Origin of the sequence: Streptomyces sp. NPDC060194 (assembly GCF_042728285.1) — a bacterium.
GTDB lineage: Bacteria > Actinomycetota > Actinomycetes > Streptomycetales > Streptomycetaceae > Streptomyces.
This window is the reverse complement of record NZ_JBHWZH010000148.1, coordinates 1-14,074: the sequence shown is the minus strand read 5'-3', so window position 1 is coordinate 14,074 and position 14,074 is coordinate 1. Positions and strand designations below refer to the sequence as shown.

Here is a 14,074-nt window from a genome sequence, read left to right as displayed (position 1 = left end):
GCGTCGGCCCCCGGGGTCGGCGTCGCCCCGCCCGCCCTGACCGGCGTCGCCTTGCCCGGGAACCACGTCGCCGCGCCCCACCCGGGGCCCCCGTCAACGCCCCCACCCCGGCCCCGCGGGGGCCCCCCCCCCCCCGGCTCCGCCCCGCGGCGGAACACGCCCGCCCCGCCGGCGGAATCCGCTCAGACCGGCTGCCCGAACAGCTGCCGCAGCACGTCCTCCATCGTCACCAGGCCCGCGAGCCGCCCGTCCTCTCCGAGCACGGCGGCCAGGTGGGTGCGGCTGCCGCGCATCGCGGTCAGCACGTCGTCCAGCGGCGTCGTCGCCTTCACCCGGGCGATCGACCGCATGTCCCGCACCTGGAACGGCAGGTCGCGCGGGGTGGCGTCGAGGGCGTCCTTCACGTGGAGGTAGCCGACGATCCGGCGCCCGGAGTCCACGACCGGGAACCGCGAGAAGCCCGACTCGGCCGACAGCCGCTCGATCCCCTCGGGGGTGACGCCGACGCCCGCGTAGACGACCTGCTCCAGCGGCAGCACGATCTCGGCGACCGGGCGGCGGCCCAGCTCGAGCGCGTCGTGCAGCCGTTCCTTCGCCCGGTCGTCGAGCAGCCCCGCGTCGCTGGAGTCCTTGACCAGCCGGGCCAGCTCGTCGTCCGAGAACGTGGCCGTCACCTCGTCCTTGGCCTCCACGCCCAGCAGCTTCAGCAGCGCGTTGGCGAAGGCGTTGATCGTGAAGATCACCGGGCGGAGCGCCCGCGAGACGGCCACCAGCGGCGGGCCCAGGAGCAGCGCCGTGCGCACCGGCTCGGCGAGCGCGACGTTCTTCGGGATCATCTCGCCCAGCAGCATGTGCAGATACGTCGCCACCGTCAGCGCGATCGCGAACGAGATCGTGTGGCTCAGCCCGTCCGGCACGCCCACGGCGTGGAACACCGGCGAGAGCAGGTGCTCGATGGCCGGCTCCGCGACCACGCCGAGCACCAGGGTGCACAGCGTGATGCCGAGCTGCGCCGCCGCCATCAGCGCCGACACGTGCTCCAGGCCCCACAGCACCCGCCGGGCCCGCCGGTCGCCCGCCTCAGCGTGCGGCTCGATCTGGCTGCGCCGCACCGAGATCAGCGCGAACTCGGCGCCGACGAAGAACGCGTTGGCGACGAGGGTCAGTGCGCCGATCAGCAACTGGATCGCGGTCATCGCGCCTCCTCCTCGACCTCGGTGGCGTCCTCGGCGGGCGCGTGCAGCAGCACCCGCGCGGCCCTGCGGCCGGTGGCGTCGACGACGTCGAGGCGCCAGCCGGCGAACTCGAAGCTGTCGCCGACGTTCGGGATGTGGCCCAGCTCGGTCGCGACCAGCCCGGCCAGCGTCTCGTAGGGCCCGTCGTCGGGCGCCTTGAGCCCGATCCTCAGCAGGCGGTCGGTGCGGGCCGCGCCGTCCGCGGAGTAGAGCTTGCGGCCCTGGTCGTCCTCGCCGGCCGGCGCCAGCTCGGGCGTCTCGTGCGGGTCGTGCTCGTCCCGCACCTCGCCGACGACCTCCTCGACGATGTCCTCCAGCGTGGCGACGCCGGCGGTGCCGCCGTACTCGTCCACGACGACGGCCATCGTGCGGCGGCCGGACAGCCGGTCGAGCAGCCGGTCGATCGTCAGCGTCTCGGGGACCAGCAGGGGCTCGCGCATCATCTCGGTGACGGGGAACCGTGCCCGCCGGTCGGCGGGCACGGTCAGCACGTCCTTGATGTGCGCCACGCCGATGACGCTGTCCAGGCCGCCCCGGTAGACGGGGAAACGCGACAGGCCGGTGGCCCGGCAGGCGTTCGCCACGTCCTCGGCGGTGGCCTGCGCGTCCAGCGCCACCACCTGCACGCGCGGCGTCATGACGTTCTCCGCGGTCAGGTCCCCGAGGTTCAGGGTGCGGACGAAGAGCTCGGCGGTGTCCGGCTCCAGGGCGCCCAGCTTGGCCGAGTGCCGGGCCAGCGCCATGAGCTCCTGCGGGCCGCGCGCCGAGGCGAGCTCCTCGGCCGGCTCCATGCCGAGCCGGCGCACCGCCCGGTTGGCGGTGTTGTTCAGATGGGTGATCAGCGGCCGGAACGCGGCGCTGAAGACCCGCTGCGGGGTCGCCACCCGCTTGGCGATGGGCAGCGGCGAGGAGATCGCCCAGTTCTTGGGCACCAGTTCGCCGACGACCATCAGGACGACCGTCGACAGCGCCGTGCCGAGCACCAGCGCGACCGAGGACGCCACCGATGCGGACAGGCCGAGATCCCGCAGCGGACCGCCGATCAGCTTCGCGATCGACGGCTCGGACAGCATGCCGACGACCAGGTTGGTCACGGTGATGCCGAGCTGCGCCCCGGAGAGCTGGAAGGTCAGGCTGCGGACGGCCTTCAGAGCGCTTTCGGCGCCCCGCTCGCCGTCCTCCACCGCACGTTCGAGATCGCCGCGTTCGACGGTGGTGAGCGAGAACTCGGCCGCGACGAACGCACCGCAGGCGAGGGAGAGCAGCAGCGCGAGCAGGAGCAGGAGTACTTCGATCATCGGGTCACCTCCGTTCCATGATCGGCCAGGGGGCGGGGGACCGCGCGACATCGGGGTACTGGGGGCTCGCCCATGGGCGGACGCTCACGCCTTTCGTCAGAGTGCGGAAGGATCACCGGCAAGGTCTCATGGTAAAGGACTCGCAAAGGGACGGGGGCGGGCCGCGAGGGTTCCGGACGCCCGCGGCCTCTCGGCCCGGTTTCCCGCGCTCGCCCGGCTCAATCCCGCCGGCCGCACCTTCACCCGGCCAGCGGCTTGACCCACCGGCTCCACTGCGGCTGCCTGGCGTACCCGGCGGCCTCCCACGCACGGTGGGCGCTCTCGTTGCGGTCGAGGACCATCGCGTCTCCGCGGCGGCCCCCGAGCGCCACGAACCGGTCCTCGGCCGCCGCGAGGAGCGCGGTGCCGACGCCCTGCCGCCGGGCCGAGGGGTGCACCGCCAGCCGGTAGAGGTGGCAGCGCCAGCCGTCGAACCCGGCGATCACCGTTCCGACGATCCGCCCCTCGCGCTCGGCGAGGATCAGCGCCTGCGGGTCACGCGCCACCAGCCGTTCGACGCCGTCCCGGTCGTCGCTGATGCTGGTGCCCTTGGCGGCGACCTTCCAGAAGGCCAGGACGTCGTCGAGGTCGGCCGTCGCGGCGGCCCGTATCCGAAGATCACTCATGGCCGCATCCCACCACCGCGCTCATGTGCCGGGCCAGCGGATCCCGGCATCCGGACGCCGGCGGCCGTTCGCACCGCCAGCCGTCCCGGGGGCGCCCCGGGCCGTCGTCCGCTCGGCCTTCCCGCTCACTCGTGCGCGATCGCCGCGAGCACGTTGAGGCGCGACGCGCGCAGCGCCGGCAGCAGCGCGGCCGCGAGGCCGACCACCACCGAACCGATCACGACCGCGATGATCGTGCCCCACGGCAGGGCGAGCGCCTTCATCCCCTCCAGCGCCAGGACCTGCTGGATCGCCACCCCCCACACCAGTCCGAGGCCGAGGCCCAGGACCGCGCCGAAGACGGAGATGACCACCGACTCCAGCCGGATCATCCGCCGCAACTGGCGGCGGCCCAGACCGATCGCCCGCAGCAGCCCGATCTCCCGGGTCCGCTCGACCACGGACAGCGCGAGCGTGTTCACCACCCCGAGGACCGCGATGACGATCGCCAGACCCAGCAGCGCGTAGACCAGGTAGAGGATCACCGCGATCTGGTCCCGGACGAGCTCCTTGTAGTCGGCCTGGTCGCGCACCTTGATCTGCGGGTAGGCGTCGAGCGCCGAGGTCAGTTCGCTCCGCAGCTCGTCGGCGTCCGCGCCGTCGGCCGCGTTGACGAACAGCGCCGAGTCCTGGCCGCCGGGCACGTACCGCTCGAGGGTGCCGAGACCCATGAAGACGCCGCCCTCGAACCCGGTGCCCGCCGCGGTCTGCTGCTTCGAGAGGGCGCCCACCGACAGCTGCGCCTCCTTCCCGCCCGGGAAGCGGACGGTGATCCGGTCGCCGAGCCGGATCCGGTGCTCCTTCGCGAAGGCGCTCTCCATGCCGAGGCTCCCCGAGCCGAGCGCCGAGGCGGAGTCGCCGGCCGCGTAGGGGACGTCGGCGACCTCGTCCAGGCGCGGGTCGTAGCCCGCGGCGGTCGTCTCGACGGACTCCCCGTCGGGCAGTTCGAGGGCGAGCGGCGCGTACCGCTGGCGGACCACCAGGCCCGCCGATCCCGCGTCGCCGACCTTGTCGGTGACCTCCTGCGGGAACGGCATGAACGTGGAGCTCTGCACGACGAAGTCGGCGCCCAGGGTCCGGTCGATCTCCTCGTCGAAGGACTTCGTCATCGACGCGCTGGCGACCGACAGGCCGCCGACCAGCGCCAGGCCGACCATCAGCGCGGAGGCGGTGGCGCCCGTACGCCGAGGGTTGCGGAGTGAGTTGCGCTGGCTCATCCGACCGACCGCGCCGAACACCTTCGGGAACGCCCCGCCGAGCACCCGGATCACCGGCCGGACGAGGATCGGCCCGGTCACCACCGCGCCGATCAGGGTCAGGAAGATACCGAGCCCGAGCAGCGAGGCGGCGGTGCCGGACTCCGTCGACAGCGCACAGCCGACGAGGGCGGCGGCACCGGCGAGCGTGACGACCGCACCGACGACCGCCCGGGTGCGCAGCGAACGGTCCGTCCCCGCCGCCTCCGCGTCGGCGAGCGCCGCCATCGGCGAGACGGCGGCGGCGCGCCGCGCGGGCAGGTAGGCGGCCACGAAGGTGACCCCGACGCCGACCGCGTACGCGGCCACCGGAGTCACCCATCCGACCACCATCTCGGCCGAGCTCAGGTTCATCCCGACCGCCGACATCATCCCGATGAGGCCGAGCGCCAGGCCGATCCCCGCCGCCAGCCCCAGCGTGGACCCGACCAGGCCGAGCAGCAGCGCCTCCGTCAGCACCGAGCGCCGGACCTGCCGCCGGTCGGCCCCCAGCGCCCGCATCAGCCCCAGCTCGCGCGTGCGCTGGGCGATCAGTATCGAGAAGGTGTTGACGATCAGGAACACGCCGACGAGGACGGCGACCCCGGCGAAGCCGAGCATCACGTACTTGATCACGTCGAGGAAGCCGCCCAGCGACTCGGTCGACGACTCGGCCTCCTCGGCCGCCGTGGTGATCGCGTAGCCGTCCCCCAGCTCCTCCGCGACGCGCTCCTTCAGGACGTCGTCGGAGACCCCGGGGGCGGCCTCCACCGCGATCGAGGTGGCGGCGTCGGTCGCGTCCAGCAGCTTGCGCTGGGCCGTCGGGGTGTCCAGGAAGACCAGTGCGGCGCCCGGGTTGGTGGTGGTGAAGGTCGCGATGCCGACCACCTCGACCTGGAACGAGCCCGGCTGGGCGATCAGGGTCAGGGTGTCGCCGATCGCGACGCCCTTGCGGTCGGCGGTGTCCGCGTCGATCAACGCCTCCCCGTCGCCGCGCGGTACCTTCCCCGAGGTCAGTTCGAGGGGGTTGCGCTCCGACTCGTACCAGTTCGTCGCGACGGTCGGGGCGCCGCTGTCCGGACTCACCGCCTTCCGGTCGGCGTCGACCACCGTGATGTTCTCCACGGCGATGTCGAGCTGGGTGGCGCCGACGCCGTCCACGGCGGCGATGCGCTCGGCCAGCGCGGCGGGGACGGTCTCCACCACGCCGGACGGCAGGGCCGCTTCGAGGTCCTCGGCGGGTCCGACCTTGACGTCGGACGAGGTCGAGGCGAACAGCCGGTCGAAGGTCCGGGTCACCGTGTCGGAGAAGATGAGGCTGCCGGCCACGAAGGCGACCGACAGCACGACGGCCAGCGCGGACAGCACCAGCCGGCCCTTGTGGGCGAGGAAGCTGCGCAGTGTCGCCTTCAGCACGAGGTGGCCCTCTCCTGCGTCGCGCTCGTCACTTCGCTGATCCCGCCGGGTCCTGTGCCGGCTCCGCCGAGCCGGCGGGACCGGGCGGGTCGGCGACCGGCGCGGCTCCGGGCGCCGCCCGGCCGGCGCCGAACAGCCGCATCCGCTCCAGGACGGCGACCGCGGTGGGCTCCGGCATCTCGTCGACGATCCTGCCGTCGGCCAGGAACAGCACCAGGTCGGCCGAGGCGGCGGCCGCCGGGTCGTGGGTGACCATGACCACGGTCTGCCCGAGGCTGTCCACGGCCTCGCGCAGGAACGCGAGCACCTCGGCCCCGGCCCGCGAGTCCAGGTTCCCCGTCGGCTCGTCCGCGAAGATCAGCTCCGGACGGGAGGCGAGGGCGCGGGCGCACGCGACGCGCTGCTGCTGCCCGCCCGAGAGCTGGGAGGGGCGGTGGCCGAGCCGCGCGCGGAGGCCCAGGGTGTCGATCACGCGGTCCAGCCACTCCGGGTCGGGCCTGCGGCCGGCGATGTCCATGGGGAGCGTGATGTTCTCGGCGGCGTTCAGGGTGGGGAGCAGGTTGAAGGACTGGAACATGAAGCCGATGCGGTCCCGCCGCAGCCGGGTCAGCTCCTTGTCCTTCAGGCCGGTGATCTCCGTGTCGCCGAGCCACACCCGGCCCGAGGAGACCGTGTCGAGGCCGGCCAGACAGTGCATCAGCGTCGACTTGCCCGAACCCGAGGGGCCCATCACGGCGGTGAACCGGCCGCGCGCGATGTCCGTGTCGACGGCGTCGAGGGCGAGGACGGCCGTCTCCCCCGAGCCGTACGCCTTCGTCAGCCCGCGGGCCCGGGCGGCGGTCCCGGCGGCCGCCGCGGGCTCCGTCTCCTGCGCAGGTGTGGACAACTCTGCCTCCCGGCGGCGCACTCGGCGTCAACTCCGCTGTCGCAACCGAGAGTAGACGGCGCCACTGACAACCGCCCTGGGTTCGACGGCCCCGCCGGTCCGCACGCCGGAGAGCGCAGGCCCGCCCGGCTCAGCCCGAGACGAAGCAGAACTCGTTGCCCTCGGGGTCGCGCAGCACCTGGAAGGCCCCGTGGTCGTCGGTGACGACGCCGCCGAGCGTCTCGGCGCCCCGGCGGACCGCCTCGGCGGTCGCCTCCGCCAGGTCGCCGCCGTCCAGGTCGAGATGCAGCCGGTTCTTCGCCGCCTTGCCCTCGGGAACCCTCTGAAAGGCGATCCGGACGAACCCCGGGGCGTCGACGTAGGACCAGTCGGGGGAGCGGTCCACCGGATCACCGCCGACCAGGCCCGCCCAGAACCTCACCAGCCGCGCCGGGTCGGCGCAGTCGAAAACGATCTCCTCGACGCGTGCACGCATGCCGTCAGCGTATGTCCGCCGCGAACGCCGCCGCATCCCAGCTTCCACCCAGCCGGGGGGACAGCCAGTCGCCCGCCCGGAGCCGGAAGTCGCCCGCGGCGACGGCCCCTTCGGGAACGGCGCCCAGGAGCGGAGCCCCGGCCGCCGTGGGCAGGTCGGCGACGTTGCAGCGGGCGGCCAGGTCGGGATCGCGCGGCCAGCTGCCGACCACCACGCCGAGCGGGGCGATCCGCCGCGACCGCAGCGCCTCCGCGGTCAGGGCCGTCTCGTTGAGCGTGCCGAGCCCGGCCCGGGCCACGACGAGCACCGGCGCGTCGAGCAGCCGGGCGGCGTCCGCGAGCGTGCCGCCCTCGGCGTCGAACCGGACCAGGAGACCGCCCGCGCCCTCGACGAGGACCAGGTCGTGGGAGGCGGCCAGCTTCCGCGCCGCCTCCGCCACCTCGTGCGGCCGCACCGGGGGCAGCCCCGCGCGCCGGGCGGCGGTGTCGGGGGCGAGCGGCTCGGGGTACCGGGCGAGTTCGAGCGTGGTGAGGGCCGCCCCGCCCACCAGCCGCGCCACCTCGGCCGCGTCACCCGGCTCGCCCGGGCCGACGCCCGTCTGCGCGGGCTTCAGGACGGCGATCGACCGGCCCGCCGCCACGGCCGTCGCGGCGACGGCCGCCGTGACGACGGTCTTGCCGACCTCGGTCCCCGTCCCGGTGATCACGAGCACGGTCACGGCTGGTCCTCCACTGCGGCGGCGACGGCCCGGCAGATGCGGGCGACGTCGGCGTCCTCGGTCACGTACGGGGGCATGGTGTAGATCAGGTCGCGGAACGGGCGCAGCCAGACGCCCTCCCGCACGGCCGCCGCCGTTGCCCGCACCGTGTCGACCTCGGCCGCGAGCTGGACGACGCCGACCGCGCCGAGGACCCGCACGTCACGGACGCCCGGGGCGCCGGCGAGCGGGGCGAGGCCGGCCCGCAGGCCTTCGCCGATCCGCTCCACCTGCGCCTGCCAGTCCTGGTCGAGCAGCAGGTCGACGGAGGCCAGGGCGACCGCCGCCGCCAGCGGGTTGCCCATGAACGTCGGTCCGTGGGCGAGCACCGGCACCTCGCCCCGCGAGATGCCGCCCGCCACCCGGGCGGAGCACAAGGTGGCCGCCATCGTCAGGTAGCCGCCGGTCAGGGCCTTGCCCAGGCACATGACGTCGGGCGAGACCCCGGCGTGTCCGGCCGCGAACAGCGAGCCGGTCCGGCCGAAGCCGGTGGCGATCTCGTCCAGGACGAGCAGCACGTCGTGCGCGTCGCACGCCTCGCGCAGCACCCGCAGGTAGGCGGGGTCGTGGAAGCGCATCCCGCCCGCGCCCTGGACGACCGGTTCGACGATCACCGCGGCCAGTTCGCCCGCGTGCGCGGCGACGGCCGCCCGCAGCAGCTCGGCGTAGGCCTCGTCGTACTCCGCCGGCGGCGCGTCGACGAAGACCTGGCGGGGGAGCCGGCCGGCCCAGAGGCCGTGCATGCCGCCCTCGGGGTCGCACACCGACATCGGCTGCCAGGTGTCGCCGTGGTACCCGCCGCGCCAGGTGAGCAGCCGGTGCTTCTCCGGCCTGCCGAGGGACCGCTGGTACTGCAGCGCCATCTTGACCGCGACCTCGACCGAGACCGATCCGGAGTCGCAGAGGAACACGTGCTCCAGACCCTCGGGCGTGATGTCGACAAGTCGCTTCGCCAGTCGGACGGCCGGCTCGTGGGTCAGCCCGCCGAACATCACGTGGCTCATCCGCCCCAGCTGGCCGACGGCGGCGGCGTTGAGCACCGGGTGGTTGTAGCCGTGGATCGCCGACCACCAGGAGGCCATGCCGTCGACCAGTTCACGTCCGTCCGCGAGCCGCAGCCGGACACCGGACGCCGACTCGACGACGAGCGGCTCCTGGCGTCCGGGCATCGGACCGTAGGGGTGCCAGACGTGCTTGCGGTCCAGGTCGAGCAGGTCACGCATTGGGCGCGAGGTCCGTCCCTGCGCCCCGGCGGCGGACGGCGACCAGGTCCGTACGGGCCGCCGGAACGGCCGGCTCCGCGGCGGCAGGTCGTTCGGCGCCGCCGCAGGGGCCGCAGCCGGCGGCTGCTCCGGCGTGCGAGCCGCAGCCGCCGCCCTCGGAAGCGTGCGAACCGCAGCCGCCCGTGTCCTCCGCGCCACCGCCGCAGCCGCCCGCGGCCGCCGCCTCCACCCGGTGGCGGGGAAGCGTCGTCGTCCCCGCGCCCTCCACCTCGAAACCGGCGTCCGCGATCATGTCGAGGTCCGCCTGGCCGGCCTGCCCCTCACTGGTCAGGTAGTCGCCGAGGAAGATCGAGTTGGCCAGGTGCAGGGCGAGCGGCTGCAGGGTGCGCAGGTGCACCTCGCGGCCGCCGGCCAGCCGCACCTCGACGTCCGGGCAGACGAACCGGACCATCGCCAGGATGCGCAGCGCCCGCTGCGGCGTCAGGTTCCACTCCTTGGCGAGCGGCGTCCCCTCGAACGGGATCAGGAAGTTCACCGGCACCGAGTCCGGGTCGAGCCCGCGCAGCGAGAAGACCACGTCGACCAGGTCCTCGTCGCTCTCGCCCATCCCGGCGATCAGCCCGGAGCACGCCGAGAGGCCGGCCCCCTGCGCGTGCCGCACCGTCTCCACCCGGTCGGCGAAGGTGTGCGTCGTCGTGATCTCGCCGTACGTCGCCTCGGAGGTGTTGAGGTTGTGGTTGTACGCGTCCGCCCCCGCCGCGCGCAGCCGCTCGGCCTGGCCGTCGGAGAGCAGCCCGAGGCACGCGCACACCTCGACGCCCTCGTTGCCCTCCTTGATGGCGGCGATCGTGGCCGAGACCCGGTCCACGTCCCGGTCGGTCGGCCCGCGGCCGCTGGCCACCAGGCAGACCCGCTTGGCGCCGCCCGCCACCCCCGCCGCGGCGGCCTCGGAGGCCTCCTCCGGCTTCAGCCACGTGTACTTGAGGATGCCGGCGGTCGAACCCAGCCGCTGCGAGCAGTACGAGCAGTCCTCCGGGCACAGCCCGGACTTCAGGTTCACCAGGTAGTTGAGTTTCACCCGCCGCCCGAACCACTTCCGCCGGACCCGGCCGGCTGCGGCCACCACGTCCAGGAGATCGTCGTCGGAGGTCGCCAGCACGGCGAGCGCCTCCTCGCGGGTCGGCGGCTCGCGACGAAGTCCCTTGTCCACCAGCGTGTTCAGCAGCTCCATGGACGCAGATCCTTGCGCACCGCGCCGCCGTCGCCAAGGAGAAAGCGGACAACTCTTGCCCGTCGAGGTGTGGGTATCACCACACCCTGACCCCGTCGGGCCGCCGCTATGGTCTGTCCGATGCCTACAAACGACGCCTTCGGCTGGATCGACGAGCAGGCCGCGCTGCGCCGGCGCGCCGGACTGGTCCGGGGGCTGCGTCCGCGGCCCCGCACGAGCACGCTCCTGGACCTCGCGAGCAACGACTACCTGGGGCTCGCCCGGCATCCCGCGGTCACCGCGGCCGCCGCCGAGGCGGCCCGCGACTGGGGGGCGGGAGCGACGGGCTCACGGCTCGTCACCGGCAGCACCGCCCTCCACGCGGAGCTGGAGCGGGAGCTGGCGGCGTTCACCGGCTTCGAGTCGGCGCTCGTCCTGTCCTCGGGCTACGCGGCGAACCTCGCCGCGGTCACCGCGCTGTCCGTGCCCGGCGGCCTGATCGTCTCGGACGCGGGCAACCACGCCTCCCTCATCGACGGCTGCCGGCTGGCCCGGGCCGCCACCGCGGTGGTGCCGCACGCCGATCCCGCCGCCGTCCGCAAGACGCTCGACGCGCACGACGGATCCGCCCTCGCCGTCACGGACGCGGTCTTCTCCGTCGACGGCGACGCGGCCCCGCTCGCACGGCTCGCCGAGGTGTGCCGCGCGCACGGCGCCGGGCTGCTGGTCGACGACGCCCACGGCCTGGGCGTGCTCGGCCCCGGCGGCCGGGGCGCGCCCGCCGCGGCCGGACTCGCCGGCGCGCCCGACGTGGTGGCCACGGTGACGCTGTCCAAGTCGCTCGGCAGCCAGGGTGGCGCCGTGCTCGGCCCGGCCCGGGTGATCGAGCACCTGGTCAACACGGCGCGGACGTTCATCTTCGACACCGGGCTCGCCCCGGCCGCGGCGGGCGGCGCGCTCGCCGCCCTCCGGCTGCTGGCCGGCGAGCCGGCCCGCGCGGCCCGGGCCCTGCGGGTCGCGGCGCTGCTGCACGAGGGGCTGACCGGCGCGGGTCTGAGCGCCGTACGCCCCGACGCCGCCGTGGTCTCGGTCCGCGCCCCCGCCCCGGAGGCCGCGCTCGCCTGGGCGGGCGCGTGCCGGTCCGCCGGGCTCGCGGTGGGCTGCTTCCGCCCGCCCTCGGTGCCCGACGGCGTCTCCCGGCTCCGGCTCACCGCCCGCGCCGACCTCGACGACACACAGGTCGCCGAGGCCGTCGCGACGGTGGTGCGGACCGCACCGGCGGAGGCCTTCCGCCCGGTGTGACGGTCAGGCGACCCGGCCGTACCAGACGCTCTTGGTCCAGAGCTTCTGCTTGCGCACCACGTCACCGGTCTTCGGCGAGTGCCAGACCTTGCCGTTACCCGCGTAGATACCGACGTGGTAGATGCTCCGGCCCGAGTGGAAGAACACCAGGTCGCCGGGCTTGCGGCTGCCGGCCGAGACGTGCTTGGTCTTGTTGTACTGGGCGGCGGCCGTGCGCGGGAGCTTCTTGCCGGCCTTCTTGAACGAGTAGACCGTCAGGCCCGAGCAGTCGAACCGGTGCGGGCCGACCGCCCCGTACTTGTACGGGGCGCCCTTCTTGGACGCGGCGACCTGAAGTGCCTTCGCGCCCGGGGCGGCCTGTGCCTCCGGCGCGGCGCCGGGAGCCACGAGCGTGGCCCCCACGGCGGCGACGGTGAGGGCCGAGACGGCCCCCGCTCGGGACAGGCGAGACGGGATGGAGATGTGCGCACTCATGCGCGACCCTTCGTCGAACCGCCTGTGAAGGATGACCTGTCGGGTTCGGGCAGGACGAAGATGCCCGGCCGCATGGGATCGCGGCTTCACCCCGAGGCCCGGCCGCGGGTTCGCGGTCGTGCCGGCTTGCTGGGTCCTCCACTCCTGCCGTTTCCCTCTTTCGACCAGTCGTCCGGAGCGGCGGCAGGACTCGGCGTCCGCCCGGACCGCCCCGCCGCGGTGGCGGGGGCTTGTCGTCCCAGGGATCTTCACCCGCCGAGGGGGCGATTCCGAGTTCTACCGCCGGTAAGTGAGCATCGTCACGACTGGCCCGATCGGGTAGACCATGCCCCGTTCGCACCAAGATCGCAGACGCGTTCGACCCCCGTACCAGCACCGGAATCAACTATTCCGCTGATCGGGTACACCATGTGCGCAAGTCGAACCACGTCGGAACGACACGAGGAATTACGTCAACAGGGGGATGGCGACTGGTCCCTTCGGGGTGCGCGCTGGACGCATCGGTCCGGACCTTTCGCGGCCGGCGCACCTCACGTGCCGTCAGGAGCCCCGGCAGTCGCGGGGAGGGTGACCCGGGCCGCGCGGCGCTCGCCGTCGAGGACGCGCAGGGCGCGGGCGAGGGTGGCCGTGTGCAGGTCGCTCTCACCGCGCAGGTGCATGAGCGTCAGGGCGTCGCGCAGGGCGACGGCGCTGCCCACCAGGGCCTGGGCGGCCCGCAGTCCGGAGTAGGTGTCGGCGGAGCGCGCCGGATTGATCCGGCCGAGCAGGTCCACCGCCTCCAGGTAACGGTCGATCAGTTCCCCCTCGGCCCGGGTGAGCGAGGGGAGGGCGGGGGGCTGGGCGGGGAACATCGCACGCTCACCGGCCCTTGCGCTGGGACACGATGCGGTCGACCAGGCCGTAGGCCCGGGCGTCCTCGGCGTCGAGGATCTTGTCGCGCTCGATGTCCGCCCTGATGCGGGCGGGGCTCTGCCCGGTGTGCCGGGCGAGCAGCTCCTCCAGGAGGTCGCGGGTGCGCAGCAGTTCGTCGGCCTGGATCGCCAGGTCGGCGGCCTGCCCCTGCACCGGCTCGGGGAACGACGGCTGGTGGATCAGGACCCGCGACCCCGGCAGAGCGGCCCGCTTGCCCGGGGTGCCCGCCGCGAGCAGCACCGCGGCCGCGGAGGCGGCCTGCCCCAGGCAGACGGTCTCCACGTCGCACGACACGAACCGCATCGTGTCGTAGACCGCCGTCATGGCGGTGAACGAGCCGCCGGGGGAGTTGATGTACAGCGAGATGTCCCGGTCCGGCGCGGCGTGTTCGAGGTGCATGAACTGCGCCATGACGTCGTTGGCGGCCGTGTCGTCGATCGGCGTGCCCAGGAAGACGATGCGCTCGTCCAGGAGCTTGGAGTACGGGTCCAGCGTCTGGTGGCCCGAGGTGGTGCGCTCCGTGAACTGCGGGAGGACCTGGCGGGCGACGGGGTGGTCCATGGCGTGCACCTCTCTGTAGAAAATGTACAGGACGTACAGAACGTAGAATCGTGAGCATGGCCTACGAGATCCCGGTGACGCAAGCACGCGCAGAGCTCGCCGACCTGATCAACCGCGTGGTGTACGGCGACGAGCGGGTGGTCGTCACCCGGCACGGCAAGCCCCTGGTGGCCCTGGTGTCGGCCGCCGACCTGGCCGTTCTGGAGGCCGGCGAGTCGGCCGCCGAGGAGCAGGTGATCAGTTCCGTCTCGACCGTCCGCGGCCCTTCGTCCGCTCCGGGCGAACGCCGCTTCGGCATCGCCGCCGAACACCGCGGCCCCGGACCGCGCGCCTGACGCACACGCCGCGGGGGAGCGGCGCCGCCGTGCCCGGTCGCCGTATACGGC

14 protein-coding genes are annotated in these 14,074 nt (G+C 73.9%); 2 read left to right on the top strand and 12 right to left on the bottom strand.

Going from position 1 to position 14,074, the window contains the following annotated elements; all coding sequences use genetic code 11:
* Positions 1-182 precede the first annotated feature (182 nt).
* From ACFWEG_RS24570 to bioB, 9 genes are all read right to left on the bottom strand, one after another.
* Positions 183-1,196, bottom strand: a complete 1,014-nt coding sequence (locus ACFWEG_RS24570; RefSeq protein WP_387219027.1) for a hemolysin family protein — start codon at positions 1,194-1,196, stop codon at positions 183-185.
* Complete coding sequence (locus ACFWEG_RS24565; RefSeq protein WP_387219025.1) at positions 1,193-2,533, bottom strand: hemolysin family protein; 1,341 nt, start codon at positions 2,531-2,533, stop codon at positions 1,193-1,195. The genes ACFWEG_RS24570 and ACFWEG_RS24565 overlap by 4 nt, the downstream gene beginning before the upstream one ends.
* 239 nt (positions 2,534-2,772) lie before the next feature.
* Positions 2,773-3,198 (bottom strand): GNAT family N-acetyltransferase, encoded by a 426-nt coding sequence (locus ACFWEG_RS24560; protein ID WP_387219023.1) that lies wholly within the window; start codon positions 3,196-3,198, stop codon positions 2,773-2,775.
* Between the two features lie 125 nt (positions 3,199-3,323).
* Positions 3,324-5,888, bottom strand: a complete 2,565-nt coding sequence (locus tag ACFWEG_RS24555; RefSeq protein ID WP_387219021.1) for an ABC transporter permease — start codon at positions 5,886-5,888, stop codon at positions 3,324-3,326.
* A 28-nt stretch (positions 5,889-5,916) separates the two neighbouring features.
* Complete coding sequence (locus ACFWEG_RS24550) at positions 5,917-6,774, bottom strand: ABC transporter ATP-binding protein (protein WP_387219018.1); 858 nt, start codon at positions 6,772-6,774, stop codon at positions 5,917-5,919.
* 130 nt (positions 6,775-6,904) lie between these two features.
* Positions 6,905-7,249 (bottom strand): VOC family protein, encoded by a 345-nt coding sequence (locus tag ACFWEG_RS24545; protein WP_387219016.1) that lies wholly within the window; start codon positions 7,247-7,249, stop codon positions 6,905-6,907.
* Positions 7,250-7,253: 4 nt separating this feature from the next.
* A complete protein-coding gene (gene bioD / locus ACFWEG_RS24540) occupies positions 7,254-7,967 on the bottom strand; it encodes a dethiobiotin synthase (protein ID WP_387219014.1) in 714 nt (237 codons plus the stop codon).
* The gene (locus ACFWEG_RS24535; protein WP_387219011.1) at positions 7,964-9,229 is read right to left on the bottom strand and encodes an adenosylmethionine--8-amino-7-oxononanoate transaminase; all 1,266 of its coding nucleotides are present in this window, start codon (positions 9,227-9,229) and stop codon (positions 7,964-7,966) included. Before ACFWEG_RS24535 ends, bioD begins: the two co-directional genes overlap by 4 nt.
* Positions 9,222-10,460 carry a biotin synthase BioB gene (gene bioB / locus ACFWEG_RS24530; protein ID WP_387219008.1) on the bottom strand — a complete coding sequence of 413 codons (1,239 nt, stop codon included), beginning with the start codon at positions 10,458-10,460 and terminating at the stop codon, positions 9,222-9,224. Before bioB ends, ACFWEG_RS24535 begins: the two co-directional genes overlap by 8 nt.
* A gap of 120 nt (positions 10,461-10,580) precedes the next feature.
* Between bioB and ACFWEG_RS24525 the strand changes: the two genes are divergently transcribed.
* The gene (locus ACFWEG_RS24525; RefSeq protein ID WP_387219005.1) at positions 10,581-11,741 is read left to right on the top strand and encodes an 8-amino-7-oxononanoate synthase; all 1,161 of its coding nucleotides are present in this window, start codon (positions 10,581-10,583) and stop codon (positions 11,739-11,741) included.
* Positions 11,742-11,744: 3 nt separating this feature from the next.
* Here ACFWEG_RS24525 and ACFWEG_RS24520 read toward each other — a convergent pair whose 3' ends face one another.
* From ACFWEG_RS24520 to ACFWEG_RS24510, 3 genes are all read right to left on the bottom strand, one after another.
* Positions 11,745-12,215 (bottom strand): C40 family peptidase, encoded by a 471-nt coding sequence (locus ACFWEG_RS24520; protein ID WP_387219002.1) that lies wholly within the window; start codon positions 12,213-12,215, stop codon positions 11,745-11,747.
* Between the two features lie 530 nt (positions 12,216-12,745).
* Positions 12,746-13,066 carry a hypothetical protein gene (locus ACFWEG_RS24515; protein WP_387218999.1) on the bottom strand — a complete coding sequence of 107 codons (321 nt, stop codon included), beginning with the start codon at positions 13,064-13,066 and terminating at the stop codon, positions 12,746-12,748.
* A gap of 7 nt (positions 13,067-13,073) precedes the next feature.
* Positions 13,074-13,688, bottom strand: a complete 615-nt coding sequence (locus ACFWEG_RS24510) for an ATP-dependent Clp protease proteolytic subunit (protein ID WP_387218997.1) — start codon at positions 13,686-13,688, stop codon at positions 13,074-13,076.
* Positions 13,689-13,744: 56 nt separating this feature from the next.
* On the opposite strand from ACFWEG_RS24510, the gene ACFWEG_RS24505 reads away from it, so the two are divergent.
* Positions 13,745-14,023, top strand: coding sequence for a type II toxin-antitoxin system Phd/YefM family antitoxin (locus ACFWEG_RS24505; RefSeq protein WP_387218994.1), 279 nt, complete (start codon positions 13,745-13,747; stop codon positions 14,021-14,023).
* The last annotated feature ends 51 nt before the right edge of the window (positions 14,024-14,074 follow it).

What these genes read in the sequence shown, in the direction of transcription:
- ACFWEG_RS24570 (WP_387219027.1), bottom strand. Translation starts at nt 1,196, where the DNA reads ATGACCGCGATCCAGTTGCTGATCGGCGCACTGACCCTCGTCGCCAAC.
- ACFWEG_RS24565 (WP_387219025.1), bottom strand. Translation starts at nt 2,533, where the DNA reads ATGATCGAAGTACTCCTGCTCCTGCTCGCGCTGCTGCTCTCCCTCGCC.
- ACFWEG_RS24560 (WP_387219023.1), bottom strand. Translation starts at nt 3,198, where the DNA reads ATGAGTGATCTTCGGATACGGGCCGCCGCGACGGCCGACCTCGACGAC.
- ACFWEG_RS24545 (WP_387219016.1), bottom strand. Translation starts at nt 7,249, where the DNA reads ATGCGTGCACGCGTCGAGGAGATCGTTTTCGACTGCGCCGACCCGGCG.
- ACFWEG_RS24535 (WP_387219011.1), bottom strand. Translation starts at nt 9,229, where the DNA reads ATGCGTGACCTGCTCGACCTGGACCGCAAGCACGTCTGGCACCCCTAC.
- bioB (WP_387219008.1), bottom strand. Translation starts at nt 10,460, where the DNA reads ATGGAGCTGCTGAACACGCTGGTGGACAAGGGACTTCGTCGCGAGCCG.
- ACFWEG_RS24525 (WP_387219005.1), top strand. Translation starts at nt 10,581, where the DNA reads ATGCCTACAAACGACGCCTTCGGCTGGATCGACGAGCAGGCCGCGCTG.
- ACFWEG_RS24520 (WP_387219002.1), bottom strand. Translation starts at nt 12,215, where the DNA reads ATGAGTGCGCACATCTCCATCCCGTCTCGCCTGTCCCGAGCGGGGGCC.
- ACFWEG_RS24515 (WP_387218999.1), bottom strand. Translation starts at nt 13,066, where the DNA reads ATGTTCCCCGCCCAGCCCCCCGCCCTCCCCTCGCTCACCCGGGCCGAG.
- ACFWEG_RS24510 (WP_387218997.1), bottom strand. Translation starts at nt 13,688, where the DNA reads ATGGACCACCCCGTCGCCCGCCAGGTCCTCCCGCAGTTCACGGAGCGC.
- ACFWEG_RS24505 (WP_387218994.1), top strand. Translation starts at nt 13,745, where the DNA reads ATGGCCTACGAGATCCCGGTGACGCAAGCACGCGCAGAGCTCGCCGAC.